A 25,512-nucleotide genomic window follows, 5' to 3' on the forward strand; every position below is an offset into this window, starting at 1 on the left:
ATCCTGTTCGCTCCCCACGCTTTCGCTCCTCAGCGTCAGTAACGGCCCAGAGACCCGCCTTCGCCACCGGTGTTCTTCCTGATATCTGCGCATTCCACCGCTACACCAGGAGTTCCAGTCTCCCCTACCGCACTCAAGCCAGCCCGTACCCACCGCACGCCCCCAGTTAAGCCAGAGGATTTCACGGCAGACGCGACCAACCGCCTACAAGCCCTTTACGCCCAATAATTCCGGACAACGCTCGCGCCCTACGTATTACCGCGGCTGCTGGCACGTAGTTAGCCGGCGCTTCTTTACCCACTACCCTCACCACAACCCAGAGTTGCGGCTTGACCATGAGCGAAAGAGGTTTACAACCCGAAGGCCTCCATCCCTCACGCGGCGTCGCTGCATCAGGCTTGCGCCCATTGTGCAATATTCCCCACTGCTGCCTCCCGTAGGAGTCTGGGCCGTATCTCAGTCCCAATGTGACCGGTCACCCTCTCAGGCCGGCTACCCGTCAAAGCCTTGGTAAGCCATCACCCCACCAACAAGCTGATAGGCCGCGAGCCCATCCCCCACCAGAAAAAACCTTTCCACCAACCCCCATGCGAAGGCCAGTGAATATCCAGTATTAGCACCCGTTTCCGGGCGTTATCCCAAAGAAGGGGGCAGGTTACTCACGTGTTACTCACCCGTTCGCCACTCATCCACCCAGCAAGCTGGGCTTCAGCGTTCGACTTGCATGTGTTAAGCACGCCGCCAGCGTTCGTCCTGAGCCAGGATCAAACTCTCCGAACAAAAACAAAAACGTTAAAGCCCAGAAAAACCAACCAACCAAAAACAGCCAGCCAGCAATCCCAACCAAAAACACTCAAAAACAAAAAACAGGCATAAACAAAACAAACAAACACACTATCGAGTTCACAAACAACACCCACACATTCAAACGCACACAGAAAATCTGTGCGATCTCGAAAGGCGTTTCGCGCCAAGTTCCCACGACCAAGCTTCTCGCTTCGTTCGCTGCCGTTCGGCGCAACAAGAAGAACTTTACGCACTTGCCCGCCGATCGTCAAATCGAGGCTTTTTGCCCCCCTCAGCACGCACTTCCGCAGGATTCCGCGGTTTTCTAGAAGATTCAGCGCCATTTCAGGCCATTTTTCCGCGATTTTCATGCCCCAGAACACAGAATGTCACACAAAGTGTGCGCCACGACGCGCTTCAAACCGATCGTCGCATACCCCTGACCTGGCGCTATAGCAGGACTATCACATTTTTTGCCCAAAGCTTTACCAAGCGTTGACCCGACGGCTATACTCGCATCATCCGAGCGGCCTCGCCGCTTCCTTCAACACTAGGATCGACCATGAATGGAACCCTGAGCCCGGCCTTCGATCTCGCCGGCACCCTGGATACGATTTCAGGCTTCATGTATACGTACCTGCTCGTCGCGCTTCTGATCGCGGTTGGCCTCTTCTTCTTCCTCTTCACTCGCGCGCTTCCGCTGCGCATGTTTATCGAAGCGCTCCGCGTCGTCATGGAGCCCCCGAAGAAGGAAGGCGGCGTGTCCTCCTTCCGCGCGCTGATGGTTTCCACGGCCTCGCGCGTCGGCGTCGGTAACATTGCGGGCGTCGCCACCGCCGTGACTCTCGGCGGTGCCGGCTCTGTTTTCTGGATGTGGGTCATTGCCACGCTCGGCGCCGCCTCGGCCTTCATCGAGTCGACGCTCGCGCAGATCTACAAGAAGCGGGGCCCCCACCACTCCTACGGTGGCCCGGCCTACTACATCCAGACCGCTTTGAAGGCGAGCTGGCTTGCCTACCTCTTCGCAATCGTCTTGATTCTGACCTACATGGGTGGCTTCAACTTGCTGGCCTCCTACAACGTGGCTGACACCTTCATGCACTACAGCTGGGCGAATACCTGGACGCCGTGGATCGTCGGCGCGATCCTCGCGGTCCTCATGGCCGTGTCGATTCTGGGCGGCACTCGCCGCCTCACCGACGTGACGGGCTACATGGTCCCGATCATGGCGATTATCTACCTGGGTGTGGGCGCTGTCGTCATCGCCGTCAACTACCAGAACATTCCCGCGATGTTCTCCGCGATTTTCAAGGGTGCGTTCGACTTCGACGCCATCTTCGGCGGTTTCGCGGGATCGGCCATGATGTACGGCATCAAGCGTGGCCTCTACTCGAACGAGGCCGGTGTCGGTTCGGCTCCTAACGCTGCGGCCTCCGCGTCGGTGTCGCACCCCGCCAAGCAGGGCCTCGTCCAGATGCTCTCCGTCTTTATCGACACGATGATCATCTGTACCTTCACCGCGTTCGTCGTCCTGTCCTCGGGCGTCGGCGATGATGACGGCGTGACGGGTGCTCCGCTCGTGAAGGACGCGATGGCCACGGTGCTCGGCCAGAGCGTCGCGCAGGTCTTCATCTCGGTCGCACTGTTCCTCTTCGCGTTCACCACGCTGGTCGGCAACTTCTACTACGCCGAGGTCAACTTCCGCTTCCTGCTGGGCAAGATCGAGATCAAGCACTGGATGCTCACCGTTTTCCGCCTCGCGGCCGCTGCCCTGGTGTTCTGCGGCGCGCTCCTGAAGTTTGAGGTCGCGTGGAACCTGGGCGACATCCTGATGGGCCTCATGGCGCTCATCAACCTGCCCGTCATCGTGTTCCTCGGCAAGATCGCCGTCGACTGCGCTGACGACTACACGGCGCAGCGTAAGGCGGGCCTCGACCCGCACTTCAAGGCCTCCTCGATCGGGCTGAACCCCGACGAGCTGGACTTCTGGAAGGACGACGCCCCCGTCGCCGCCGCGAAGACCAACGCGTAAGGGTCCTCTCCCTTCGCAACGTTCCCCGGCCTCGTCTGAATGAACGGACGAGGCCGGGGCTTCGCTATGCGCGACGGCGCGGCGATCAGTGCCTACTCGGGCGCGTGTGCGAAGCGCGCTCGGATCTGCACGCCCCCGGTGTGCCCGCACGCGGACAGGGCGCGAGCCACCGCGTCGGCGACCCACCCGAGCATCTCAGGCCGGTCGTGGGGGGCGCGCAGCGTGGCAGTGACCCCGACGGCGGAGGCCATGGAGGACTCCACGGCCAGCCCCATCTGCACGGACGATGCCAGGGCGTCGGCGAAGCCCGAGAAGGACAGGGTCTGTCCCTTGTATCTGTATCGCGGGCTCGCCTCGACGTATCTGTATCGCGGGCTCGCCTCGACGTGGATGAGCGGATCAGGGGCAACCAGGGACAAATCCGGCTCTTCATAATTGAGGGTGTAGGTGTTGTTGGCGGGGTTGGGCGTGTCGTGGCCGGGTATGGGTCGAGGTCTTTCGATGATGGGGGTTCCGACACCGTCCATCTGAAAGACCTCGACATGTCCAATACTATCTTTGATCGCCCTGATCTGAGCGCGTTCACGCGCCTGGATGGCTTGGGGTTGGAGGTGACGGGTCAGCGCATTGAGGCAGACCATGCAGTGTTGGCGTGCCGTATTACTGGTGAGGATCGGTGGTGTCGACGTTGCGGGTGCCAGGGCGTGGCTCGTGACACGGTGGTCAGGCGCTTGGCGCACGAGCCCTACGGGTGGCGTCCCACGATTTTGCATGTGAGCGTGCGCCGCTACCGGTGCGAGACGTGTGCTCACGTGTGGCGCCAAGACATGAGCCAAGCGGCCGATCCGCGCGCGAAGCTCTCACGGGCGGCGGTGCGCTGGGCGCTCACTGGGCTGGTCGTCCACCATTTGACGGTGGCGCGCGTTGCCCAGGCCTTGGGCGTGTCCTGGAATACCGCTAACACTGCTGTCCTGGCCGAAGGAGAGCGCTCACTGATCAACGACCCGACCCGGTTCGAAGGCGTGCGCGTCATTGGCGTGGATGAACACGTGTGGCGCCACACCCCCTACGGCGACAAATTCGTCACCGTCATCTTGGACGTGACGCCCGTCCACGATCGCAGTGGTCCCTCCCGGCTGTTGGATATGGTCCCGGGCCGCTCCAAGCGGGTCTTCAAAACCTGGCTGGCCTCCCAGCCTGCCACGTGGCGCGAGAACATTGAGATTGTCGCGATGGATGGATTCACCGGGTTCAAAAGCGCCGCCGCTGAAGAACTCCCAGACGCAAGGGCGGTCATGGATCCCTTCCACGTCGTGCACCTGGCTGGTGATGCTCTCGATGAGTGCCGCAGGCGCATCCAGCAAGAACTCCACCACCGGCGCGGGCGTGCCACGGACCCCCTGTACAAGGCCCGCAGGATGTTACACACCCGATCATGCCTGCTCACGCCGCTCCAGCAGTACCAGATACTCGACCTGTTTTCCGGCGACGAGCACGTCGCCCTCGAGGTCACCTGGAGCGTCTACCAGAACATTATCGACGCCTACCGGGCGCCCGACACGAGTGCGGGTAAGGCCCTGATGCAAGCCGAAATAGACCGTCTCAGCGACGCGGACGTGCCACGCTCCCTCACAGAGATCATCACACTGGGCAGGACACTCAAACGTCGAGCCGGGGACATCCTGGCCTACTTCGACCACCCCCACACCAGCAATGGCCCCACCGAAGCCATCAACGGCCGCCTCGAACACCTACGCGGATCCGCCCTCGGATTCCGAAACCTCACCCACTACATCACCCGCTGCCTCCTCGAAACCGGAGGATTCAGACCCCAACTACACCCTCAATTATGAAGAGCCACAAATCCAGCGAGCCGATCGGCAGGCTCCCGTCCTCGAACGGCATGTTCGCGGTGGAGCGCGCGTAACCCGGCGGCAGGTCACACTCAAAGACACACTCGTCGACGCGAACCCGCGCGACGAGCTCGAGGGTGGCAACGGAAGCGATCACAGAGGCCACGAACGGGATGCGCCTGCCCGTTTCCCCGAGCCACGTGTCGACGATCGCGTGGCACATCGCCGGGGTGGCGACCGCCGGGGAGGGCTGCCCTGCTGCGCGGGACTCCCCCGGCCCGTCCGCTCCCCCACGCCGGGGTGGCGCCTCATCGCCCACGAAAAAATCGAAGACGTAGAGCCCATGATGGGTGCGATTGTCGTCGAACCGGGCGAACCCCAACCCCGTGCCGACAAGCACTGACAGAAACGCATCGTAGAGGCACTCCCTGTCCTGTGCAAAGAGGTCCGCCGCGTGCGGCGTGCGCGGGGACATCTGCCCGCACAGCCACGTGTACAGCGCCACGTAGCCCTCACTTATCACACAATCGTCGAATCTCACGGCAACCTCCTTGTTCCGCCACTCAACGCTTGACACCCATGATGACAGAAAGTCGACCGCCGCGGACCCTTTTCGCGAGAGACTTCCTGCAAAACGGGCGGCGCGGCAGCCCCGCCACCGCCTCCGCCCCGCCAACACCGCGGCAGCCCCGCCACCGCCTCCGCCCCGCCAACACCGCGGCAGCTCCGCCCGCGAACTCACCCACCGGCACCCGGCGCACGAGGCACAAGGGGGCCCCGGCCTCGTCCCAGGAACATGAACGAGGCCGGGGCCCTATCGCACGAGCGCGCGCTTACTCCGTGGCGAGCAACGCCTCCTCGGCCTCCTTGGTCCACAGGCCGGCGGCGTCAAGCTTCGCGGCGACCGTCGGCAGCTTCTCGGCGAGCTCGGACACGGGGGTCAGGCCCAGGTCGTGCAGGGAGGGGAAGACCATGATCTTACCGCCCGAGGTGCGGTTGATGACCGAGTTGATGGCGTCGCCGAAGCCCGCCATGCCGGTGATCGCCCACAGGGAGATCGTGGTGTCGATGATGCCAGCCTCGATCTTGCGCAGGACCGTGCGCATGTCGGAGACGTCCGAGCCGGAGGTGCCCAGCATGAAGATCTGACGCTCGATGATGCCCTGCAGGTCGAAGTCGCCGAACGTTCCGGCCGGGATACCGGCGAACGCGTTCAGGATGCCACCCTCAGCCAGCAGGTCAACGGCCTGGGAGACCAGAGCCGGGACAGGCACGAGGCACGTCGCGTAGGTGTAGCCGTACTCCAGGGGAGTCGAGGCGGTGTTGATGATGTCCAGCGGCACGCCGTTCTTCTCGGCGGTCGGGCCGACAACCTTTGTGAGGTTCGCCAGGCGTTCGTCCGACAGGTCGGTGCCGACGACGCTAATGCCGGGCACGCCGCAGGTGACGGCGCGCATCGTGTGCATGACGCCCATCGGGCCGGCGGCGCCGACGAAGACGCAACGGTCGTTTTCACGAAGATCTCCGTTGGCGGGAATCCAGGCGTAGCCCTCGCGCGGGTCCGATCCGGTCGTTCCGCAGAAGCGGATGAAGTCGTAGTGGACGCGGCCGATGTCGAGGGACACCTTGCGTTCGATGGTGCCGCCACCCAGGACGACGCACATGGTGCCGCGGGTGCCGATCAGGAGCGCGGCCTTCTCGATCGCGTCGGCGTCGCAGCCGAAGAACACGACGTCGTCGAACTCGCCCAGGGCGCCCTCAACGGCGTCGACGGCGACGCGCACAACCTCGGCGGGCTTGTGCTCGGCGGTCAGCGCATCGATGTCGCCCTCGCCGACGACCAGGAGGCGCCCGCCGTCGGCGACGTGATCGCGCTCGGCCCACGCGTAGGAGCCTTCGACGGTCGCCCACGGCTCAATGAGGCCGACGGCGGCGGCCGACGGGCCCTCCGACACGTGGATGAGGAACTCTTCGCCGTCAGGGGACACGACGCAGCGCTCGTCGACGACGACGTATTCCTCGAGGGCGCCGTCGAAGTTGTACCCGAAGGCACCGTTGGATTTCGCGGTGCGCAGGTGTTTCCAGTCCGCCTGGACCAGCAGACGGTCGCCGACCTTGAAGTGCGTGACCTTCTCGCCGACCTGCACGACGCGCACCACGGGCTCGTGGCCGGGAGTCACCGCCTCCTGGTTCGGATGGTAGGACGGAATGTCCTTCAGGGCATCCAGGTCGATGCCCGCCACCACGTCGGACTTGCGCGGGTGGCTATCGAACTGGTGGAGCAGCTTCGTATCGGAGAAGCAGATGCCGCAGGCTTCAACTTTGAGCATGATCTGCGTCGGGCCGACGGGGTCAACGGGCTTCGCCGGGTTAACGACGAACTCCTCCTTGCCGACGATCTGAATCGCGTACTGGGTGGAGGGAATCTGGGTCATGACTGACTCCTTCACAGGGAAAACGATGGTGGGGACGGGAGGGACGAGGCCGGGGTGCCCTTGGAGGGGACCGTGAACACCCAGGGTCCACGGCCTCGAGACGGTGTCAGGAGAGCATGACCTGGCCGCCCGTGACGGGCACGGCCTGGCCGGTTTCATATTCCTGCTCGACGATGTAGAAGATCGCACGCAGGACGTCGATGCCCTGGGCGCCGCGGCGCATGGGCACCTTGGCCTCGTAGAACTCCTTGACGTCGGCGACGGTCTTGGCGCCGGGAACCTTCCCGGAGTTCAGGTACTGGACGAAGAGGCCGCGGTCGGGGTCGGACCAGAGGGGGCCGTCGTAGAAGTTGCCGGGGCAGATCGCGTTGACCTTGACGCCGTGGGCGACCATCTCGAGGGCGAAGGACTGGACCAGGCCGATGCCGCCGAACTTCGAGCCTGCGTAGGCGGCGTTCTTGTTCGAGCCGACCAGGCCGGACTTGGAGTTGATCTGGATGATGTCGGTCAGCCACTCGGGGGCGGTGGAGTGCTGGCGGGCCAGGAGCTGGCCCAGGTGCTTGGTGACCAGGAAGAAGGCCACGTAGTTGATGTCGGTGGACAGGCGGAATGCTGAGGCGTCCTGTTCGAGGACGGAGCCGGCACGCACGATGCCGGCGTTGGACACGACCAGGTCGAGACCGCCGGTGACGCGCTCGACCTCGGCGGCCATCGCGGCCACGGAGTCCTCGTCGGCGACGTTGACGGTGATCGGGTGGGCGACGCCCTCACCGCCCAGCTCGGCTGCCTTGGCCGCAGCGCCCTCACCGTTCAGGTCGGCGACGTACACGAAGCAGCCGGCCTCGACCAGGCCTCGGGCGATCTCCGCGCCGAATCCCTGCGCGCCGCCCGTGACGAGGGCGACGCGACCGTTGATGGTGCGCTCACCGGTGCGCGTGGGGCGCACCTCGAAGGTCTCCTCCCCCGCCCGCACGACGACGGGAAGCTCCGTCTCCTTCAGGGAGCAGGGGCACACCTCGGCGAGGGGGCCGTCGAAGGTGAGGGTGGGTTCGGCGGTGGAGGGCGCTACGATGACCGGGCGGCCCAGCGCCTTCAGGAACAGGCCTCGTACCTCGGGAGCGTTACTCATGATGGTTCTCTTTTCTCTGCTTTCTCTGCGCGGTCGTCATGCGCGTTCGTCAGTTGATCGATGTGGCTCGGGTGGCGACCTGGGCGGCGTCCTCGCCGTCCGCGATCGCGCGCCCCAGGGGCGCGTACTGCGCGATGCGCTGGGCGAGCGCCTCGGGGGTCAGGCGGCCCGTGCGGCCCAGCAGGTGCAGGTCGGGGTCCAGGGAGGACAGGGCCTCGTGCGCGACGAGGGCCCAGGTGGCCTCGTTGAGGTCCGCGAACTCGGGGCGGCGCAGCTCCTCGCACGTGAAGCGCTGGCGGGGCTGGTTGATGTCGACACCCGAAATCTCGAGCATGCCGTGGGCGGTCGCCAGCGCGTGGATGCGCGCCAGCTGCTCGGGGGTGTTGCGCGGGGGCATGTACGTGACTGCGCGCAGGCCGATGGACTCCATGTGTTCGAAGAGCTCGTCGAGGAAGTCGTCCTCGAACTTTTCGGCCTTCTTGTCGCCGGTCGGCGAGGCGGACACGTCGCCCAGGTAGGCGTAGGTGGCGATCGCGCCGACCGAGTCGGCGAAGGCAACGACCTCGGCGGCGCTGGGCAGCTCGTCGGTGGGCTGGATGTAGATGCGATCCAGGTAGTTGGCTTTCAGGACGCCGAGCAGGTCGTACATGAGGTGCGGGTTGTCCGCGTCGGACAGGACGCTCTCGAGGGAGGCGGGGACCTCGACGCCCATCGAGTCCAGGCCCTGGACCAGCGCCGGGCCCCGTCCAAAGCCGCGGATCAGGGCCGAGGCCATGGCGGCCAGCAGGTGGCGCTCGGTGATACCGCCGCCGTTGGCGTACTGGGAGATGCCGACCATGTCGGAGCGCGGGTCGAAGGACTCCAGGCCCAGGTCGGTGAGGATCGCGTTGGCGCGCGCGGCCATCGCGAGGGTGCGCTCCAGGCGGGCGGCGCGCCTGGGAGCGAGCCACTGGGCGACCGTCTCGCGTGCCGGGGCGGGCACGCCCTGGACGGTCATGTAGGCCACCCCCACAGAGTCGGGGTTGTTGAGCTTGCGCTGCGCGAGCGGCGTGCCCTCGCCGAAGCGGGCGCGGATTTCGAAGCCGGTGACACAGCCCATGCCGAGGACGGACGTGGCTTCGCTCATCTCGCCCGCCGCGCCGATGGAGTCGTGGTCGACCGAGCCGACGACGCGCAGTCCGGCCCGGCGCGCCAGCAGGGCGGCGTGCGTGGGCGTGTAGGGGCTGAAGGAGAAGCAGGTGTGAATGTGGTTGTTCGACTCGGGCACCCAGGTCGGGAAGTGCTCGTCGGCGGCTACCGCGCGCAGCGCCTCGATGCGCTTCGCCGGTGTTGCAGCCGGGTCGTTGGTGATGTCCATGGGTTTAGCCATCTCTTCGTTGGGGTGGGCACAGGGGGAAGGGGCGCGAGGCCGGGGCACAGGTGAGGAGGAGATTTGCCCCGGCCTCGCGCGGCTCACACCAGGGAATGCGAGCCTCGGACGGGGGCGGGCCGGAAAGGGGGGGGAGCGGCCCGCCCCCAGTGCTTTACAGACCCTCGCGGTTCAGGCGAGCGATCTCGGCCTCGGTCGCGTGCTTCGTGGTGGGCACGTGGCCGGGCAGCGGCAGGATGCGCTCGTGGATCGAGTCGAGGATCCAGGAGACCTGCGGGAAGAAATACGACTCAAGCTCAGGTCCGGGCGTGATGCCGTTACGCGAGCCGACGACCGCGATCGGCGCGTCGAGGGCGTCGAAGGCGAGGGTCTGCACGTTGGCGGCAACCGTGTTGAGGAAGGAACCGCGCTCGACCGCGTCCGAGGTGAGGACGAGGCGACCGGTCTTCTTCACGGACGCGATGAGCTTGTCGTAGTTCAGCGGGGCGACGAAGCGCAGGTCAATGACCTCGGCGCTCAGGCCGTACTTCTCGGCCAGGACGTCCGCGGCTTCCAGGGCCTTGTACACGGTCGCGCCGTAGGCGGCGATCGTGATGTCGGTGCCCTCGCGGCGGATCGCCGGCTCGCCTTCTTCGGTCTCGTAGTAGCCCTCGGGCACGCCGCCGGGCTCGAAGTCCTCGCCCTTGTCGTAGAGCTTCTGGCTCTCCAGGAACACAACCGGATCGGTTCCGGCCAGCGCCAGGTTGAGCATGCCCTTCGCGTCGGTCGGGGTGGTCGGGAAGTAGACCTTGAGGCCCGGGATGTGGGCGACGAGCGCGCTCCAGTCCTGGGAGTGCTGCGCGCCGTACTTGGAACCCACGGACACGCGCAGGACGAGGGGCATCTTGAGCAGGCCGGCGCTCATCGACTGCCACTTGGCCATCTGGTTGAAGACCTCGTCGCCGGAGCGACCCAGGAAGTCGCAGTACATGAGCTCGACGACCGCGCGGCCACCGGCCATCGCGTAGCCGACGCCGGCGCCCACGATCGAGGCCTCGGCGATAGGCGAGTTGAAGAGGCGACGGTAGGGCAGGGCCTCGGTCAGGCCGCGGTAGACGGCGAAGGCGCCGCCCCAGTCGCGGTTTTCCTCGCCCCATGCGGCCATCGTCGGGTCGGTCTTGAAGCGGTGCAGCATCGCCTCGAAGAGGCCGTCACGGAACTGGTACATGCGCATCTTGGAGACGGGCTTGCCGCTGGCATCGACGGAGGAGCGCACTTTCTTGGCCAGGGCCTTCACGCGCGGGTTGTCCTCGAGGTCGATCTCGGGGGTCGCGTCGTCGAAGGCCTCGACCTTCTCATTGGAGAACATGACGGTGTCGATGTAGCCGTCCGCGACGCGCGGGGTGGCCTCGTCGTCGATGGCCAGCTTGAGGACCTTGACCAGCTTGTCGGTCAGCGAGGCCGCGTAGCCGTCGATCTCGTCCTGCGTGGTCAGGCCGTTGGAGATGAGCAGGTTGGAGTACTCCTTGATGCAGTCCACCTGCTCCCACAGCTCGACCTCTTCCTTCGTGCGGTACGAGGAGGCGTCCGACGGCGAGTGGCCGGAGAAGCGGTAGGTGATGGTGTCCATGAGGACGGGGCCGCGGCCCTCCTCGAGGATCTTCTTCTTGCGGGTGGTCGCGTCCGCGACGGCCAGCGGGTTGATGCCGTCGACGCGCTCGGCGTGCATGGCCTCGGGGTTGAGGGCCGCGCCCACGCGGGCGAGGATCTCATAACCCATGGTTTCGCCGAAAGTCTGGCCGCCCATGCCGTAGAAGTTGTTGAAGAAGTTGAACAGGATCGGCGGGTTGCCGCCGTCCTCCTCACGCCACAGGGAACGGAACTGGTCCATCGACGCAAAGTTCATGGCCTCCCACACGGGGCCGCAGGCCAGGGCAGCGTCACCGACGTTGGAGACGACAATGCCGGGCTTGCGATTGATGCGCTTGAACAGGGCCGCGCCGTTCGCGATCGGGGCGGAGCCGCCGACGATGGCGTTGTTCGGGTAGGAGCCAAAGGGCAGGAAGAAGGTGTGCATCGAACCGCCCAGGCCGCGGTTGAAGCCGGACTTGCGGGCGAAGATCTCTGCGAGGGCGCCGAAGAGGATGAAGTTCTCGGTCAGATCCTTCGTGTCCTTGTAGTCGATCTTCTCAGCGTAGGAGAGGGTCTCGCCGCCGAGGAAGCCCTTCATGATGCCCTCGAGCTGGCCCTCGTCCATCTGGTGCATGGCCGAGTAGCACTTGGCGAGGATCTCGCCGTGGGAGCGGTGCGAGCCGAAGATGAAGTCATCGGGCGACAGCACGTAGCTCTGGCCGACGTAGGCGCTCTCCTGGCCGATGCCGAGGTGGGCGGGGCCGCGGTGATTGTACTCGATGCCTTGCCACTGGCCGGTCTTCTTGATGGAGTCGAGCATCGACTCGAAGGTGCGCACGACGATCATGTCGTGGAGCATCTGGACCATGCCTTTTTCGCCGTAGCGGGCGATCTCGGTCTCACGGTCGAAGGTGTACTGGTTGACGGGCACATCGGGGAACGTCACGTGCCCGGGGCGACGCACCTCGTTGGGGTCGATGATAAGAGACTGAGTCATTGTTCTACTCTTCCTTGACGTAGGGGTTCGTTAGAGCGTGACGGCCCACGCGGCTTCGCGGATAACCTCGGACACGGTGGGGTGTGGGAAGACGACCTGGCGCAGGTCTTCGACGGTCAGTTCCATCTCGAGGACTGCCTGCGCGCCCCAGATCATTTCCGCCGCGTAGGCGCCCAGGACGTGAATGCCGAGCACCTGGTGGGTCGCGGGATCAACCAGGATCTTCGCCTCGCCGGGGGCCTTGAAGCCGTTCTCGGCGATGAAGCGGCCCGACATGAGGGCGGGGACCTTAGCGACGAGGACGTCGCGGCCCTCGCGCTTGGCGGCGGACTCGGTCAGGCCCACGCCGGCGGCCTCGGGGATCGAGAAGACGGCCCACGGGACGGTGTGCCAGCGCATGACCTCGCCACGCTTCTTGGCGGAGGGGTCCAGGATGTTCGCCGAGGCGATCTCCGCCATGCGGTAGGCGGCGTGCGCCAGGAGGGAGCGTCCGGTGACGTCGCCGATGGCCCACACGTTGGGCAGGTTGGTGCGCATCGTGTCGTCGACGACGATGCCGCGGTTGATCTCGAGGCCGGCCTCTTCGGCACCCCAGCCCACCGTCGCTGGACGGCGGCCGACCGCCATGAGGACCACGTCGGCCTCGACGCTCAGCTTCTCCTCGCCCTTGGAGTAGTGGACGGTGCCCCCGTCGAGGGACTCGACGCGGCAGCCCAGCTCGAAGGTCACGTCCTTCATGGCGGCGCGGGCCTTGGCGGCCAGGTCGTCGTCCATGAACGGCAGGATCTCGGGGGCCATCTCGATGACGGTCACCTGGGAGCCGAGGGTGGAGTACAGGGAGGCGAATTCGACGCCGATGACGCCGCCGCCGATGATCGCGAGGTGGGAGGGGACCTCGGGCAGGGACAGGATGCCCGTGGAATCGACCAGCGCCGGATTGTCCTGGGTGCCGGGCAGCGGGGGCATGGCTGGCACGGAGCCCGTCGCGATGATGACGTGGTCCGAGGTGTAAGTCGTGCCCTCAACGGTCACGCGACCGGGGGCGTCGAGGTGGCCTCGTCCGTTGATGACGGTCACGCCCGCCTTGCGCTCGGTGGCTGCGACCCCGGCGACCAGGCCGCCCACGACCTGATCCTTCCAGGCCTGCATCTGCGTCCAGTTGACGGCAACGCCCTGGGCGTCCACGCCGAACTGGCTGGCTTCCTTGGCGTGCAGGTAGTTCTTCGCGCCGTTGAGCAGGGTCTTGGTGGGGATGCAGCCCACGTTCAGGCAGGTGCCGCCCAGGTACTGTTTCTCGACGAGGGCTACCTTCTTACCCGCGTGGCCGAGGCGTTCGGCGGCCAGGTAGCCGCCGGGGCCCGCACCGAGGACGATGACGTCAAAATGCGTGTCACTCATGAGTGTTCCTCTTTCCTCAGGCCAGGACGGTCACGTCGATGTTGTCGATGGCGGCGACCAGGTCGGCGAGGAAGCGGGCGCCGTCGGCGCCGTCGATGACCTGGTGGTCGATCGTCAGCGACAGGTTGAGGCGCTGCTCCACGCCGATCGTGCCGTCGGCTGCCACGGTCGGGCGCGGGGTGATCGCGCCGACGCCCAGGATGGCCGTCTGGGGCAGGTTGATGACGGGGGTGAAGGTCTCGATGCCGAAGGAGCCGATGTTGGAGACCGTGAAGGTGCCGCCGCTCAGGAAGTCGGGCGACAGGGAGCCGTCGATCGCGCCGCCGGCCAGGCGCTTGGCCTCGTCGGAGAACGCCTTGAGGCCCAGGGCCTGCGCGGAGCGGATGACGGGGACGAGGAGGCCGCGCGGGGTGTCGCACGCGAAGCCGAGGTGGACCTGCTCGAACTGCGTGAGGACGCCGTCCTGAAGGTGAGCGTTGAACACCGGGTACTTGAGCAGGGTTCGCGACACCGCGAAGCAGACCAGGTCGTTGAGCGTGATCTTGTTCAGGCCCAGGGCCTCGTCCGCGTTCTTGACCCGCTTGCGCATCGCGAGGATACCGGCGGCGTTAGCCGTCGTGTTGAGGGTCAGCTGCGCGGTGGAGGTCAGGGACTCCATCATGCGCTTGGCGACGACCTTGCGCACGCCCTTGAGCGGGGCGGAGGTCGAGGCGCCGGGGAAGTCTGCGCCCGCGGGGGCGGCGACAGCGGTGGGGGCCGAGGCCTCGGCGGCCTGGGCGACGCGGCCTGCGTCGGCGACGGACACACGCCCACCGATGCCGGTGCCTTCGGTCGCGCTCACGCCGGCGGCGCGCGCGGCGGAGGTCAGGACCGGTCCGGCGGCGATCGCTGCGGCGACGTCACGCTCGATGACGCGGCCGTGCGGGCCGGAGCCCTCGGAGATGGCCGAGGCGTCCACGCCTGCGGATGCGGCCAGGGCGCGGGCGCGCGGGGAGACCGCGCCGGTGGCTCGCTCGGTGGCAAAGGCGGGGGCAGCCTGCTCGGGTGCGGCGGTCGCCTTTTCGGGTGCATCCTCGACGGGGGCGTCATCGCCTCCGGGCACGAGGCCGGAGATGTCCTCTCCGGGTTCTCCGACGATGATGAGGGGATCCTTGACGGGGACTTCGTCGCCTTCTTCCCACAGGATCTTCAAGACGGTTCCTTCGGCGGTGGAGGGGACCTCCATCGTCGACTTGTCCGTTTCGATGGACGCGAGGGTCTGGTCTACGGCGACGCTGTCGCCTTCTGCGATCATCCACTCGACGATGATGCATGACTCAACAGAGTTGCCCAGCTGGGGCATCACCACGATGGTGGCCATGTAATTCCTCCTAGACGATGCGCAGCGTGGTGCGCTCGGCCAATTCCTTGATGGATTCTTCGGGGATCTCATCGTCGGTGATGATTCCGGTGACCTGGTCGATCCCCATGAAGGTGACGAAGCCGGCCTCCCCATACTTTGAGGAGTCTGTGAGCAGCCACGTCTCTTGTGCGCGTGTGCGCATGATGGAACCAACCTGTCCACCCTCGACGAGTTGGGTAGTCAGGCCGCGATCAACGCTGAAACCGTCCGTTCCGAGGAACGCGATGCGCGCGTTGAAGTCATTGATGGCGCGCTCGGCGACGGGTCCTACGAGGGACTCGGATTCGGCGCGGAAATGTCCGCCCGTCAGCGTAATGTTCAGGTGCGGGTTGGAGCGCGCGTTAGCGAAGACCAGGACGGAGTTGGTCAGGACCTGGACTCCCCGCTTACCGGTGAGGTACTTGACGATGAGGGCGCAGGTGGTGCCGGCCTCGATCATGATCCGGTCGTCGTCGTGGATCATGTCGGCGGCGGCCCGCGCAATTCGCTCTTTCTGGTCCACGCGATCATGTTGACGCAGGTGGATGTTGCGGAAGGTGGTGGGGCGGGCCCCTCCGTGGGTGCGCACCAGGTAGCCCTGCTCATCGAGGGTCTTGAGCGAGGCACGAATGGTGACGGGGGAAACGCCCAGGTCGGAGGCGAGCTGCGCGACACTCACCTCACCCTCTCGAGCAAGGCGATCCAAGATGTAGTTCGTGCGTTCCTCTGCACGTCCCATGGTTTCACCTCGTGATACATCCGCGACAACCCTCTGTCGCTTTGACTTTCGTTAAGGACAGAATAGTCACTTAAACGAAAGTATGCAACATCACGTAAGGATAATTTTCAACAACACACCCCCCAGAACATCCCTACGCACATCCGGCAAACCAAAACCCAATTGCCCTGACATATCAAAGATAAATGAACGAGCGGACGGTCCACATCGAACCGCCCGCCCGCTGCCACACACGCGAAACCTCGCCAATCACACCACCGTTTAAACGAAAACGAAACGAAAGTGCAGATCGTTGCCTACCCCGGCCCAGGCCTCGCACCAAGAAGAGGCACTACTCCCCCGGCGCACGCACACCCACCGTCAGCAGCAGATTGCCATACAGGCGCTGCTCCCCCGTCGCCACCACGATACCCACATCCTCACTGCGCGCAGCATCGTAAAAATCCCAGCGAGACAACTCACCAAACTCCACACCCGGCAACGCCGCTCGGAACTCGTCGTGGATCGGAATCTCCACCGGATCGGCGTCGGGCGCGGGAGTCATAATCTCGGCGCGCTCGATCGGAATCGTCCGCTTGAGCACGTCAAGGACCTGACTGACGTCCAACAGGCCCGGGGCGAGGTTGAGGGAAATGAGCTCGCATCGCGGGTTCACACCCGTCGTATGCGGATAATTCGCATCCGCCAACAAAACCTTCGACCCGTGACCGGCCGCGGCCAGCGCGCGCAGGAACTGAGGATGAGTCATAGGACCATACAGCATGAACATACCTTTCTCACATGTGAGAACTGGCCCGGATGACCAGCTCAGGATCAATAACAATGTCTTGGGACGGACCACCACCCATGAGCGAGCGCACCAGACGAACCGCCGTACGACCCAGACGATCAAACGGCTGATGAATCGTCGTCAAAGGCGGCGCATACGAATCAGCGCCATCAATGTCGTCAAACCCAACGACCCGCACATCGCGGGGAACCACACCCCCACGCTCGTAGATGAAGCGCATCGCGCCCAAAGCCAACTGATCGTTCGCCGCCTGGACGCCCTGCGGCAAACGGCCCGCCGCACGCATCACGTCGTAGCCGTCACGCGAATCCCACGAATCAGGTTGCAAAATAACCGGCTCAACACCGTAAGCATCGCACGCCTGCTCGTACCCAATCCGACGCATCTGCGCATCCGACCACCCATCGGGACCAGCGATATGAATCACGTCAGTCAGGCCCTGCGCCAACAAATGTTCCGCAGCCAGCCGCGCGCCGCGCACATTATCCACAGCGACCGTCGAAATACCATCAAGACCCTTCTCGCTCGTCAGCACCAGCACCGTCGGAAAACGCTTACCCGACTCAATCGCGACGTCGATCGTCGGATCCTGGCCACCCAGGATGATGACGCCATCCACGTCGAAGGGCGCAAAATCGGAGCGCAACTGCCCGTCCGGCCCATACGCGTAGGACAGGGACACGTGATACCCGGCCTGCGCCGAGGCATTGAGGATCGACAGGAGCACCGTGCCGTGACCGTGGAACATAGGCGCGGCCAGTACGACCTGCAACACGTTCGTCCGCTTGGCCGCGAGCGCCCGCGCCGCGTAGTTGGGCACGTAGCCCAGCTCCTCGACGAGCTTGGCGATCCTCGCCCGCGTCTTCTCCGAGACTTCCGGGTCGCCGCGCACGACACGCGAGACGGTATTCGTGGAAACGCCGCCCGCTCGCGCGATGTCCGCCAGCGAGACTTTCTTAGGCGAGCGTCGGTGTGTGGACATGAGTCGACGCGCTCGCAGCGATGACGGATGCTCGGTCGTGCGGCGCCATGACGCCAATCGTTTCGAGCTGGGCCAGGAGAGAACCGAAAGTCGAGGCCTCGATAGGGCCGCGCACGACAATCACGCCCGCGATCTGGGCGGTCAGGTCGCACAGCAGACGGTTACGGGCGCCGCCACCGACGAGGTTGAGCTGATCGGGTGCTCGCCCCGTGGCCTGCGTGAGCTCTCCGATCGCGCGAGCGTAACGGCGGGCGAAAGACTCGATGATGACGCGCACGTAGCCGGCCATGGAGTCGGGACGAGCAACCCCCTGAGCGTCCAGGGCCTCATCGATCTTGCGTTGCATGTCGCCCGGAGTCGCGAAGGCCTGACCATCGGGGTCGAAAACGCCGGGGGCGGGAGGCAACTCACGGGCTTGGGCAACCAATTCGTCTGTGTCCGTGGGCGTGCCCTCGCGCTCCCACTGACGCTGAATCTCCTGCAGAATCCACATGCCCGTGATGTTGAAAAGGGGGCGCACTCCCCCGTCAGTGCGGCCCTCATTGGTGATGCCCATCCGGAACGCAACATCACTCATGAGGGGCGCATCTTCGATGGCTCCGAGCACCGACCATGAGCCGCAGGACAGGAAGTAAGCGTGTTTGCCCTCCTCGATGGGCAAGCCATGGACCGCGCACGCCGAATCGTGGGCCCCGCCGCGCACGACGGTGAGGGTCTCGAGGCCGGGGACCGTACAGGGACCAACGACAGTACGGTCGGCAGCTAGCTCACCGAACCAGCCGCGCGGGATGCCGAGACGAGCAAAGACCTCGTCGTTGAAGTCACCTCCGCCCGGAGTCAGCAGCCCAGAAGTCGAAGCGATCGTACGCGACCAACCGAGGACACCGGTCAAGCGGTACGCGAAGTAGTCAGGTAAGAAAAGAACGGAGTTCACGCGGGCCGCCGCCTCGGGGTCCTCACGCAGATAAGCGAACAGCTGGTTCGCCGTGTTAATGGTCGCGGGCTGGTTGCCGGTCAGGTCGAAAAACTCGCGGTCCGCGATGCGTTCGCGGAATGCGGGCAGCGTGCGGGAGGTGCGCTCATCCCGGTAGGCGATGACGTCGCCGACGAGGCGTCCGTCCTCGTCGAGGGGGGCCCAATCCACGCCCCACGTGTCGATCGAGACCGCGCGGGCATCCGGGAACTGCTCGAGCGCCTTCGTCAGGCCGTTGATCGTCTCAGCCTCCATCGTCGCCACGTCCCACGTGAGCGTCCCATCCGTGCGGCGGCGCGCCTCGTGCTTAAAGCGGTGAATGTCCGTCACTTCCAAGCGGCCCTCACGCAGGGTTCCGGCGAGAACCCGCCCCGACGCGGAACCAAGGTCAACAGCAAGTACGGTGGTCATTGAAGGTCTCCTGCTCAAAACGCCCACGCTCGGCGCCTCCCATCACCCGGATAGTAGTGCGGCTTTCCTCATCGCCGGTCCCGGGGCCAAATCCCGGAATCAGATATTCCCAGGAAAGGAACCCGTTCGGGCTCGGGGAGAGAGGAACCCGAGCCCGAACGGGACGTACATCAGCGGTACATCGGGCCAAAGGTCTGGCAGGCGCGGAAGTCCGCGGACTCCAGGGACTCGGTGCCGAACAGCGACCACGCCTTGGGGCGGAAAATCCGCTCCTCGGGGACGTTATGCATGTTGACCGGGATGCGCAGCATCGACGCCAGCGTGATGAGCTGGCCGCCAATGTGGCCATAGGAGATCGCGCCGTGGTTCGCGCCCCAGTTGTTCATCACGTCGTAGACGCTCTTGAAGGCGCCCTCACCCGTCAGGTTCGGGACGAACCAGGTGGTGGGCCACTCGATGTTGGTGCGCTCTTCGATGGTGAAGGCGACCTCGTCGGGCAGCTCGACCGTGTAGCCCTCGGCGATCTGCAGGACCGGTCCGAGGCCACGCACCAGGTTCAGGCGGCACATCGTCACGGGCATCTCGCCCGAGGTGCGGAAGTGCGTCGAGAAGCCGCCGCCGCGGAAGTAGCCCGTCGAGGCCGGATGGAAGGTCGTGGCCTCCAGCGTGGCCTCACGGTCCTCCTCGGTGAGCTCGTACCAGGGCTTGATGACGTTCTTACCGTCGCGCACGGCCTTGCCTGCGCCGTCCAGCGTGGTGGAGCCGGAGTTACGCAGGTCGAGCAGGCCCGCCCCCGCGCGGCCCTCCGGCTTCCAGCCGGTCGCCTTCTCGATCGACTCCGCGCTCCAGTAAGTGCGCACGTCGGAGAAGATCTGCGGCGTGTTGGTCAGCAGGTAGCCGAACAGCATCGACGCGCCGTTAAGCGAATCGTTCTCCGTGGCCACGACGGAGGGCTGACGGATGCCGGTCCAGTCAAAGTTCGTATTCAAAATAGTTTCGAGCACGTCGCCGTTCGGGAAGTGATCGGTCCACTGGCGCTGGCCCTGGAAGCCGGCAGCGATGGCACCGTGGCCTCCCGCCTCCTCCTCGAAGCCCAGCTCGGCCAGGCGCGGGTTGCCGTGCATCAGGTCGCGAGCGATGAGCGTCATCTTGGTGACGAACTTCCACCAGTCCTCGTGCTTGTCGGGGTAGCGCCACTCCGGCGGGTTCCAGTCCTTACCCTGCTTGAAGTTCTCGCGGATCCACTGGTACGCCTGCTCGTACTCCTCGGGATCATAAATGCCCTCGTCGATGCGGCGCGTGAACTCGCTCATATCGATGTACTCGTTGCGCATGCCCAGGTAAGAGCCGAAGAAGTCAGGGTTAACGACGGAGCCGGCGATACCCATGGAGACCGAACCCATGGACAGGTAAGCCTCGCCCTTCATCTGAGCGACAGCCAGGCCAGCGGTCGCGTAATCAATCAGGCGGGTACGCACGTCCTCCGGGATCGAAGTGTCGTCAGCGTCCTGCACATGCTCGCCATAAATACCGAAAGCGGGAATACCGATCTGGGCGTGGCCAGCCAAAGCAGCCGCCAGGTACACAGCACCCGGGCGCTCCGTCCCGTTGAAGCCCCAAATCGCGTGAGGCATCGCCGGATCCATGTCCGTGGTCTCCGTGCCATAACACCAGCACGGGGTCACCGTCACGGTCAGACCCACATTGTTCGCACGGAACTTCGCCGCGCATGCCTGCGCCTCATGGACACGACCGATCGTGGTGTCAGCGATGACGACCTCGACTGGGGCGCCGTCCGGGTAACGCAACGTGGACGTAAAAAGGTCGGCGACAGACTTCGCCATGTTCATAGTCTGCTCTTCGAGCGACTCACGCACGCCCTTGCGGCGGCCATCAATCGTGGGGCGGATTCCGATGCGGGGGTGTTCAGTCATTATTCCTTCATCCCTCATGAAGACGTCGATGTCGGAGCGCGGGGGCGCACGCCCCCTCGGATCCTTGGATTCAGTGAATACCGGGTCCGCAGGTCCCGCCCCAACCATTCGGAGCGGGACCCGCGGCGGGCCACCGGTTCAGCATGCGCCTACCCGGCCCCGGCCTCGTGCCCTATCAAGCGAGCGACTCACTCGTACAGGTTGCCCTTGATCTCATCGCTGTCAATGTTGGTCTGGTCGTACCACGCGAAGCCCGAGTCGATGACAGTAGGCAGCGAAGCACCATTAATGGCAGCGATCGCAGCCTTCACCGTCAGCTCACCCATCCGCTGAGGAGACTGAGTGACAGCGCCAGCCTCCTTGCCGGCCTTGATGGCGTCGATCTGGGTCTTGCCCGAATCGAAGCCGACGACGGTGACGTCCTTGCCGGTCTCCCCAACACCCTGAACGACACCCGAGGCCGCAGCCTCATTGGAACCATACATGCCGATGACATCCGAGTTGCCCTGGATAATGCCCTTAGCGGTATCAGCGGCCAGGCCGACCTCACCCGCATACTGCTCCTGAATCAGCGTCAGGTTCGACGGAGCATTCTTCTCGAAGTACTCCTTGAAACCCGCACACCTCTGCTTACCGGTCGTCGACGTCTGATCGTGGCACACCATGCCAACCGACCCCTGCTTATCGCCCAGGAGCTCAATCATCTTCGCAGCAGCCTCACCAGCAGCCGCATAGTTGTCCGTCTGAACCGTCGTGACCGGAATATCCGAGTCAACACCCGAGTCGAAGGCAACCACGGGGATACCCTCCGCCTGGATCTGCCCCAGCGTCTCAGCGGCCGCAGCCGAATCAAGCGCCGCGAAACCAATGGCGGCAGGCTTATCAGCGAGCGCCGCGTTCAGCAGATCATTCTGCTCTGTCACAGCCTTCTCGTTCTGAGGCCCGACAAACTTCACGTTGTAGTTGCAAGCCTTTCCAGCTGCAACCGCGCCTTCGTTCACGGCCTGCCAGAAACGGTGCTGGAAGCCCTTCGACACGAGGTAAACCGTCTGGGTTCCGTCACCCTCCTTAATCGAATTCTCCCAGTCAGCGCCATACGCCGACGCACATTCGACAGTCAGCGCCGAATCAGTAGTATTCGAGCCAGTGCTCGCTGTGGAGGTATCCTCCGAGCGCGAACACGCCGTGAAGCCAAGGGCCATGGTGCCGACAGCAGCGACGGCAATGAAACGTCCGATGGGTCGCATTGGTATTCCTTTCATGGTTTGGTCGGGCTCACCCAACCAAAGGACGGTGGACATCTCTGTCCGGATTCAATAGATATGGAGAAAGTTGATGGGTCAGGCCGCGTTCTCACGAGCACGGCGAATATTGTCCACGGCAACCGCGAGCAGAATCGCGATACCCGTCACAACATACTGATAGTCCTGCGCGATACTCATCATGATCAGGCCCTTCTTCAGGGTTTCCATAATGAGGGCACCAACCAGCGCACCTGGGATCGAGGCACGGCCACCCGACAGAGACGTACCACCGATGACAGCCGCCGCAATAACGTTGAGCTCCATGCCCACGCCCTCAGCGGGCTGGACCAGGCCCAGACGCGCAGAGTAAAGAACGGCACCGATGGCCATGAACACACCAGCAACAACGTAGATGATGATCTTCCACAGGCGAACGTTGACGCCGGACAGGCGGGTAGCCTCCTCGTTGGAGCCAATAGCCAAGGCGTAACGCCCCAGCAGAGTCTTATTCATAAGGAAGGTCGCCAGGATCGTCAACAGCACGAAGATGAGCGCCGCGTTAGCAACATGGGGAATCAGCGTGCCGGTCGCCAACGCCATGTAGTCGGGATTCTTAATCTTGATCGACTGGGTCTGCGAAATGACGAGCGCCAGGCCTCGCGCAACCATCATCATCGCCAGCGTTGCAATAAACGGCGGCAGCCCCAGAATCGAAACGTTTAGACCATTGATCAGACCGACGCCAGCGCCAACCAGGATGGTCAACACAAGGCCGACGCCGAGCGGCAGATTCATCTTGTCCCCCGCCAGGAAGACACCGGCCATGACAGCGACGAAACTGAGACCCGTACCGACAGAGAGATCAATGCCACCAGTCGCAATCACGAAGGTTGCACCCAACGCCATCACGCCGGTGAACGCGGCCTGAAGGACGATGTCAAGATAGATCTTCGTCGACGCGAATTTGGGTTCCGCCAGCGAGAAGAACACAAGAATGACCACCAGCGCGGCTATCACGACCAGCAACTGCATGTTCTTCTTGATGAAAGCGGTGAAAGGCGAGGGCGCTTGCAGGCCCTTATTGTCGACGACGGCGCTCACGCGTGTACTCCGTTCACTTCTTCCTGGCCGACGGTGGCCAGTTCCATGATGTTTTCTTGGGTGGCGTCCTCATTGTCGAGGACGCCAATGATGCGACCGTGGGCCATGACGGCAATACGGTTCGCCAGGCGCAAGACCTCGGGCAACTCCGAGGAGATCACAATGATCGCTTTGCCCTGCGACGCCAGGTTTTCAAGCAGCGTATAGATCTCGTCCTTCGCACCCACGTCGATGCCGCGCGTCGGCTCATCGAAGATCAAAACCTCCGAGTCACGTTCCAGCCACTTAGCCAACACGACTTTCTGCTGGTTGCCACCCGACAAGGAACGGACCTCAACGTCCACACTCGGCGTACGGGTGCGCAGCCTCTTCACGTAGTCACGAGCAACCTCGCGGATCTTCCTGGCGTTGACGACAGTAAACTTCGTGAACTTATCCATCGCCGCCAAGCTCGTATTGAACGAGATGTCCTTGTCCAGAAGCAGACCGTACTGCTTGCGATCCTCGGACAGGTAACCGATACCGTTCTTCACGGCGTCCGTGGCGCTCTTGATCGACACCTTGTTTCCGTTGACGTAAATCGCGCCTTTCGTGTGGCGATCCGCACCAAAGATCGCGCGTGCAACCTCTGAGCGACCGGCGCCGACCAGGCCCGCGAAGCCAAAAATCTCGCCCTTCTTCACCTCGAACGAAACATCGTGGACCACCTTGACGGTCGAGAGGTTCTCGACGCGCAGCACTACCTCATCAGACAGCGGCTTGGTCGTCGGGCGCGCGTCGGCAGGGACCTCGCGACCCACCATCATCTTGACAACCTCACGCATGGGCGTCGAGGCCGTCTCCACCGTGCCAATGTACTTACCGTCGCGCAGGACAGAAATACGGTCGGTCAGTTCCGTCAGCTCAGGCATACGATGCGTGATGAAGATCAGGCCCGTCGTCGGGCACACAAAGTCGCGCACCAGCTCGAACAGCGATTCCGTCTCGGTCGTGGTCAGGGGGGCCGTAGGCTCGTCCATGACAAGGATCTTCGAATCAAAGGATAGCGCGCGCGCAATCTCAACCATCTGCAGGCGAGCGACCGGCAGGTCACGACAGTGCGCGGTCGGATCAATCCGCATGTTCAGGCGTTCGAACAGCTCATACGCGTCTCGTACCATCTTGCGGTCATCGATGTAGGACCACGTCGAGGATCCTGGCCGACCGAGGTACAGGTTCTGGGCAACGGTCAAGTCAGGAACAATGTTCAATTCTTGGTGAATGATCGACAGGCCGAGGGAACGGGCATGCTCCGGGGACTGAATGTCGACCCGCTCGCCCTGCAGCCAGATTTCACCGCCCGGGTCCGCTTTGTGGATACCGGTGAGCACCTTCATGAGCGTGGACTTGCCCGCTCCGTTCTCACCGCAGAGACCCAAGACTTCACCGGGGCGAAGGTCGAGGTCCACGTCGGACAGCGCCTTCACGCCGGGGAACGTCTTCGAGATCCCCTTGAGCTCTAGTAAGTTCGTCACTTCTCACCCCTTGGGTACCAGTAACTTCTCTGTTTCTGGAGTTTGCTTCCCCGGTTTCGTTAGCGCTAACGGAAACGGCTCCAAGGAAACGCCCTCTTCGGCGTCTCTTTAAGAGTAAAGCATCACACGAGGGTGCGCGAGCCAAATTGATGACGACGTGATCAAATCGTTATCGAATCTCACCCCTAAGAGTCTGACATTTCCACACCATTCCGCAGATCATCAAGGATAGTACGCGCGACATTATCGAGCCACTCCTCACTAACAACACACTCATCCAGGAGCAGTTTTCCTCTCTCAAAATCGTGAGGCATCCCCTCGCTCACCCAGTGAGATAAACCATCCTCTCGGACAGTTGTTGGGAAAGTTCCGTGAACGTTCACGACACGCCACCACGGAACCCCACCGCCCCACTCGTGCATGATCCGCCCAACGATGCGCGGTCCGGTCCCGATGGCACGGGCGATCATCCCATAGGTCGCCGCGCTCCCGGGCGGAATCGCCTCCACGACGCGTAGCACAACCTCGACCAAGTCTTCTCGCACAGTTCCATTCCTTCTTTCGCTTCTCAGGTAGCTATTCAATCTGCAGGCCAGCGCCGCACGCGCACGCGCACGCGAGCCGCCCACATCCTCGTCACCCTCGCCCGAGCACGCCAGCTCCGACGTCCACACCCTCGCAACCCGCGCCCGTGCACGCGCACGCCAGCCGGAGCCCACCCCGCACGCGGATAGATTATCGACATCCGGATAGGTTATGGGCATCCGGATAGGTTATTAACCTATCCACATCCGCGTAACCTATCCACATGCGAGCCACGCCCTCGCAACCCG

At 63.9% G+C, this 25,512-nt stretch carries 17 protein-coding genes, 1 rRNA gene and 2 pseudogenes; 2 read left to right on the plus strand and 18 right to left on the minus strand.

Going from position 1 to position 25,512, the window contains the following annotated elements:
- Positions 1 to 780, minus strand: a 16S ribosomal RNA gene (locus RYL44_RS06775); the annotation flags it as partial.
- Between the two features lie 568 nt (positions 781 to 1,348).
- Here RYL44_RS06775 and RYL44_RS06780 point away from each other — a divergent pair.
- Entirely contained in the window at positions 1,349 to 2,818 is a 1,470-nt protein-coding gene (locus tag RYL44_RS06780) for an alanine/glycine:cation symporter family protein (RefSeq protein WP_314975487.1), read from the plus strand.
- A gap of 92 nt (positions 2,819 to 2,910) precedes the next feature.
- Here the strand turns inward: RYL44_RS06780 and RYL44_RS06785 are convergent.
- Positions 2,911 to 3,240 (minus strand): annotated as a pseudogene (locus RYL44_RS06785) (hypothetical protein); the annotation flags it as partial.
- 120 nt (positions 3,241 to 3,360) lie between these two features.
- Between RYL44_RS06785 and RYL44_RS06790 the strand changes: the two are divergent.
- Positions 3,361 to 4,671: an ISL3 family transposase gene (locus tag RYL44_RS06790; protein ID WP_314975488.1), complete on the plus strand. Its 1,311-nt coding sequence runs from the start codon at positions 3,361 to 3,363 to the stop codon at positions 4,669 to 4,671.
- Position 4,672: 1 nt separating this feature from the next.
- Here RYL44_RS06790 and RYL44_RS06795 read toward each other — a convergent pair.
- The 16 genes and pseudogenes from RYL44_RS06795 to RYL44_RS10225 form a co-directional block, all read right to left on the minus strand.
- Positions 4,673 to 5,146 (minus strand): annotated as a pseudogene (locus RYL44_RS06795) (hypothetical protein); the annotation flags it as partial.
- 358 nt (positions 5,147 to 5,504) lie between these two features.
- The gene (locus RYL44_RS06800; protein ID WP_314975489.1) at positions 5,505 to 7,106 is read right to left on the minus strand and encodes an alcohol dehydrogenase catalytic domain-containing protein; all 1,602 of its coding nucleotides are present in this window, start codon (positions 7,104 to 7,106) and stop codon (positions 5,505 to 5,507) included.
- A 106-nt stretch (positions 7,107 to 7,212) separates the two neighbouring features.
- On the minus strand, positions 7,213 to 8,235 hold the full coding sequence (locus RYL44_RS06805) for an SDR family NAD(P)-dependent oxidoreductase (RefSeq protein ID WP_314975490.1): 1,023 nt from the start codon (positions 8,233 to 8,235) through the stop codon (positions 7,213 to 7,215).
- A 49-nt stretch (positions 8,236 to 8,284) separates the two neighbouring features.
- Positions 8,285 to 9,604, minus strand: coding sequence for a PHP domain-containing protein (locus RYL44_RS06810; RefSeq protein ID WP_314975491.1), 1,320 nt, complete (start codon positions 9,602 to 9,604; stop codon positions 8,285 to 8,287).
- A gap of 154 nt (positions 9,605 to 9,758) precedes the next feature.
- Positions 9,759 to 12,212, minus strand: coding sequence for an alpha-ketoacid dehydrogenase subunit alpha/beta (locus RYL44_RS06815; RefSeq protein ID WP_314975492.1), 2,454 nt, complete (start codon positions 12,210 to 12,212; stop codon positions 9,759 to 9,761).
- Between the two features lie 30 nt (positions 12,213 to 12,242).
- Positions 12,243 to 13,610 carry a dihydrolipoyl dehydrogenase gene (gene lpdA / locus RYL44_RS06820; protein ID WP_314975493.1) on the minus strand — a complete coding sequence of 456 codons (1,368 nt, stop codon included), beginning with the start codon at positions 13,608 to 13,610 and terminating at the stop codon, positions 12,243 to 12,245.
- A 16-nt stretch (positions 13,611 to 13,626) separates the two neighbouring features.
- Positions 13,627 to 14,970, minus strand: coding sequence for a dihydrolipoamide acetyltransferase family protein (locus RYL44_RS06825; protein WP_314975494.1), 1,344 nt, complete (start codon positions 14,968 to 14,970; stop codon positions 13,627 to 13,629).
- Positions 14,971 to 14,980: 10 nt separating this feature from the next.
- Positions 14,981 to 15,730 carry a DeoR/GlpR family DNA-binding transcription regulator gene (locus tag RYL44_RS06830; RefSeq protein ID WP_073982868.1) on the minus strand — a complete coding sequence of 250 codons (750 nt, stop codon included), beginning with the start codon at positions 15,728 to 15,730 and terminating at the stop codon, positions 14,981 to 14,983.
- Positions 15,731 to 16,061: 331 nt separating this feature from the next.
- Positions 16,062 to 16,493 carry an RbsD/FucU family protein gene (locus tag RYL44_RS06835; protein ID WP_314975495.1) on the minus strand — a complete coding sequence of 144 codons (432 nt, stop codon included), beginning with the start codon at positions 16,491 to 16,493 and terminating at the stop codon, positions 16,062 to 16,064.
- A 13-nt stretch (positions 16,494 to 16,506) separates the two neighbouring features.
- The gene (locus tag RYL44_RS06840) at positions 16,507 to 17,502 is read right to left on the minus strand and encodes a LacI family DNA-binding transcriptional regulator (RefSeq protein WP_314975496.1); all 996 of its coding nucleotides are present in this window, start codon (positions 17,500 to 17,502) and stop codon (positions 16,507 to 16,509) included.
- On the minus strand, positions 17,477 to 18,886 hold the full coding sequence (locus RYL44_RS06845) for a rhamnulokinase (RefSeq protein ID WP_314975497.1): 1,410 nt from the start codon (positions 18,884 to 18,886) through the stop codon (positions 17,477 to 17,479). The genes RYL44_RS06840 and RYL44_RS06845 overlap by 26 nt, the downstream gene beginning before the upstream one ends.
- Positions 18,887 to 19,056: 170 nt before the next feature.
- Positions 19,057 to 20,820, minus strand: a complete 1,764-nt coding sequence (locus tag RYL44_RS06850; RefSeq protein WP_314975498.1) for an L-fucose isomerase — start codon at positions 20,818 to 20,820, stop codon at positions 19,057 to 19,059.
- Positions 20,821 to 21,008: 188 nt separating this feature from the next.
- A complete protein-coding gene (locus RYL44_RS06855) occupies positions 21,009 to 22,067 on the minus strand; it encodes a substrate-binding domain-containing protein (protein ID WP_276741010.1) in 1,059 nt (352 codons plus the stop codon).
- A 93-nt stretch (positions 22,068 to 22,160) separates the two neighbouring features.
- Entirely contained in the window at positions 22,161 to 23,165 is a 1,005-nt protein-coding gene (locus RYL44_RS06860) for an ABC transporter permease (protein ID WP_073982873.1), read from the minus strand.
- The gene (locus RYL44_RS06865; RefSeq protein WP_314975499.1) at positions 23,162 to 24,679 is read right to left on the minus strand and encodes a sugar ABC transporter ATP-binding protein; all 1,518 of its coding nucleotides are present in this window, start codon (positions 24,677 to 24,679) and stop codon (positions 23,162 to 23,164) included. The genes RYL44_RS06860 and RYL44_RS06865 overlap by 4 nt, the downstream gene beginning before the upstream one ends.
- Before the next feature lie 185 nt (positions 24,680 to 24,864).
- A complete protein-coding gene (locus RYL44_RS10225) occupies positions 24,865 to 25,443 on the minus strand; it encodes an MGMT family protein (RefSeq protein WP_390883807.1) in 579 nt (192 codons plus the stop codon).
- Positions 25,444 to 25,512: the final 69 nt, after the last annotated feature.

Source organism: Actinomyces bouchesdurhonensis (assembly GCF_963540955.1).
GTDB lineage: Bacteria > Actinomycetota > Actinomycetes > Actinomycetales > Actinomycetaceae > Pauljensenia > Pauljensenia bouchesdurhonensis.

Bases quoted from the DNA above. Each gene is read 5' to 3' on its own strand.
- RYL44_RS06830 (WP_073982868.1), bottom strand. From the start codon at position 15,730: ATGGGACGTGCAGAGGAACGCACGAACTACATCTTGGATCGCCTTGCT.
- RYL44_RS06790 (WP_314975488.1), top strand. From the start codon at position 3,361: ATGTCCAATACTATCTTTGATCGCCCTGATCTGAGCGCGTTCACGCGC.
- RYL44_RS06810 (WP_314975491.1), bottom strand. From the start codon at position 9,604: ATGGCTAAACCCATGGACATCACCAACGACCCGGCTGCAACACCGGCG.
- RYL44_RS06825 (WP_314975494.1), bottom strand. From the start codon at position 14,970: ATGGCCACCATCGTGGTGATGCCCCAGCTGGGCAACTCTGTTGAGTCA.
- RYL44_RS06805 (WP_314975490.1), bottom strand. From the start codon at position 8,235: ATGAGTAACGCTCCCGAGGTACGAGGCCTGTTCCTGAAGGCGCTGGGC.
- RYL44_RS06780 (WP_314975487.1), top strand. From the start codon at position 1,349: ATGAATGGAACCCTGAGCCCGGCCTTCGATCTCGCCGGCACCCTGGAT.
- lpdA (WP_314975493.1), bottom strand. From the start codon at position 13,610: ATGAGTGACACGCATTTTGACGTCATCGTCCTCGGTGCGGGCCCCGGC.
- RYL44_RS06845 (WP_314975497.1), bottom strand. From the start codon at position 18,886: ATGACCACCGTACTTGCTGTTGACCTTGGTTCCGCGTCGGGGCGGGTT.
- RYL44_RS06855 (WP_276741010.1), bottom strand. From the start codon at position 22,067: ATGCGACCCATCGGACGTTTCATTGCCGTCGCTGCTGTCGGCACCATG.
- RYL44_RS10225 (WP_390883807.1), bottom strand. From the start codon at position 25,443: ATGCCCATAACCTATCCGGATGTCGATAATCTATCCGCGTGCGGGGTG.
- RYL44_RS06835 (WP_314975495.1), bottom strand. From the start codon at position 16,493: ATGCTGTATGGTCCTATGACTCATCCTCAGTTCCTGCGCGCGCTGGCC.
- RYL44_RS06850 (WP_314975498.1), bottom strand. From the start codon at position 20,820: ATGACTGAACACCCCCGCATCGGAATCCGCCCCACGATTGATGGCCGC.
- RYL44_RS06840 (WP_314975496.1), bottom strand. From the start codon at position 17,502: ATGTCCACACACCGACGCTCGCCTAAGAAAGTCTCGCTGGCGGACATC.
- RYL44_RS06815 (WP_314975492.1), bottom strand. From the start codon at position 12,212: ATGACTCAGTCTCTTATCATCGACCCCAACGAGGTGCGTCGCCCCGGG.
- RYL44_RS06800 (WP_314975489.1), bottom strand. From the start codon at position 7,106: ATGACCCAGATTCCCTCCACCCAGTACGCGATTCAGATCGTCGGCAAG.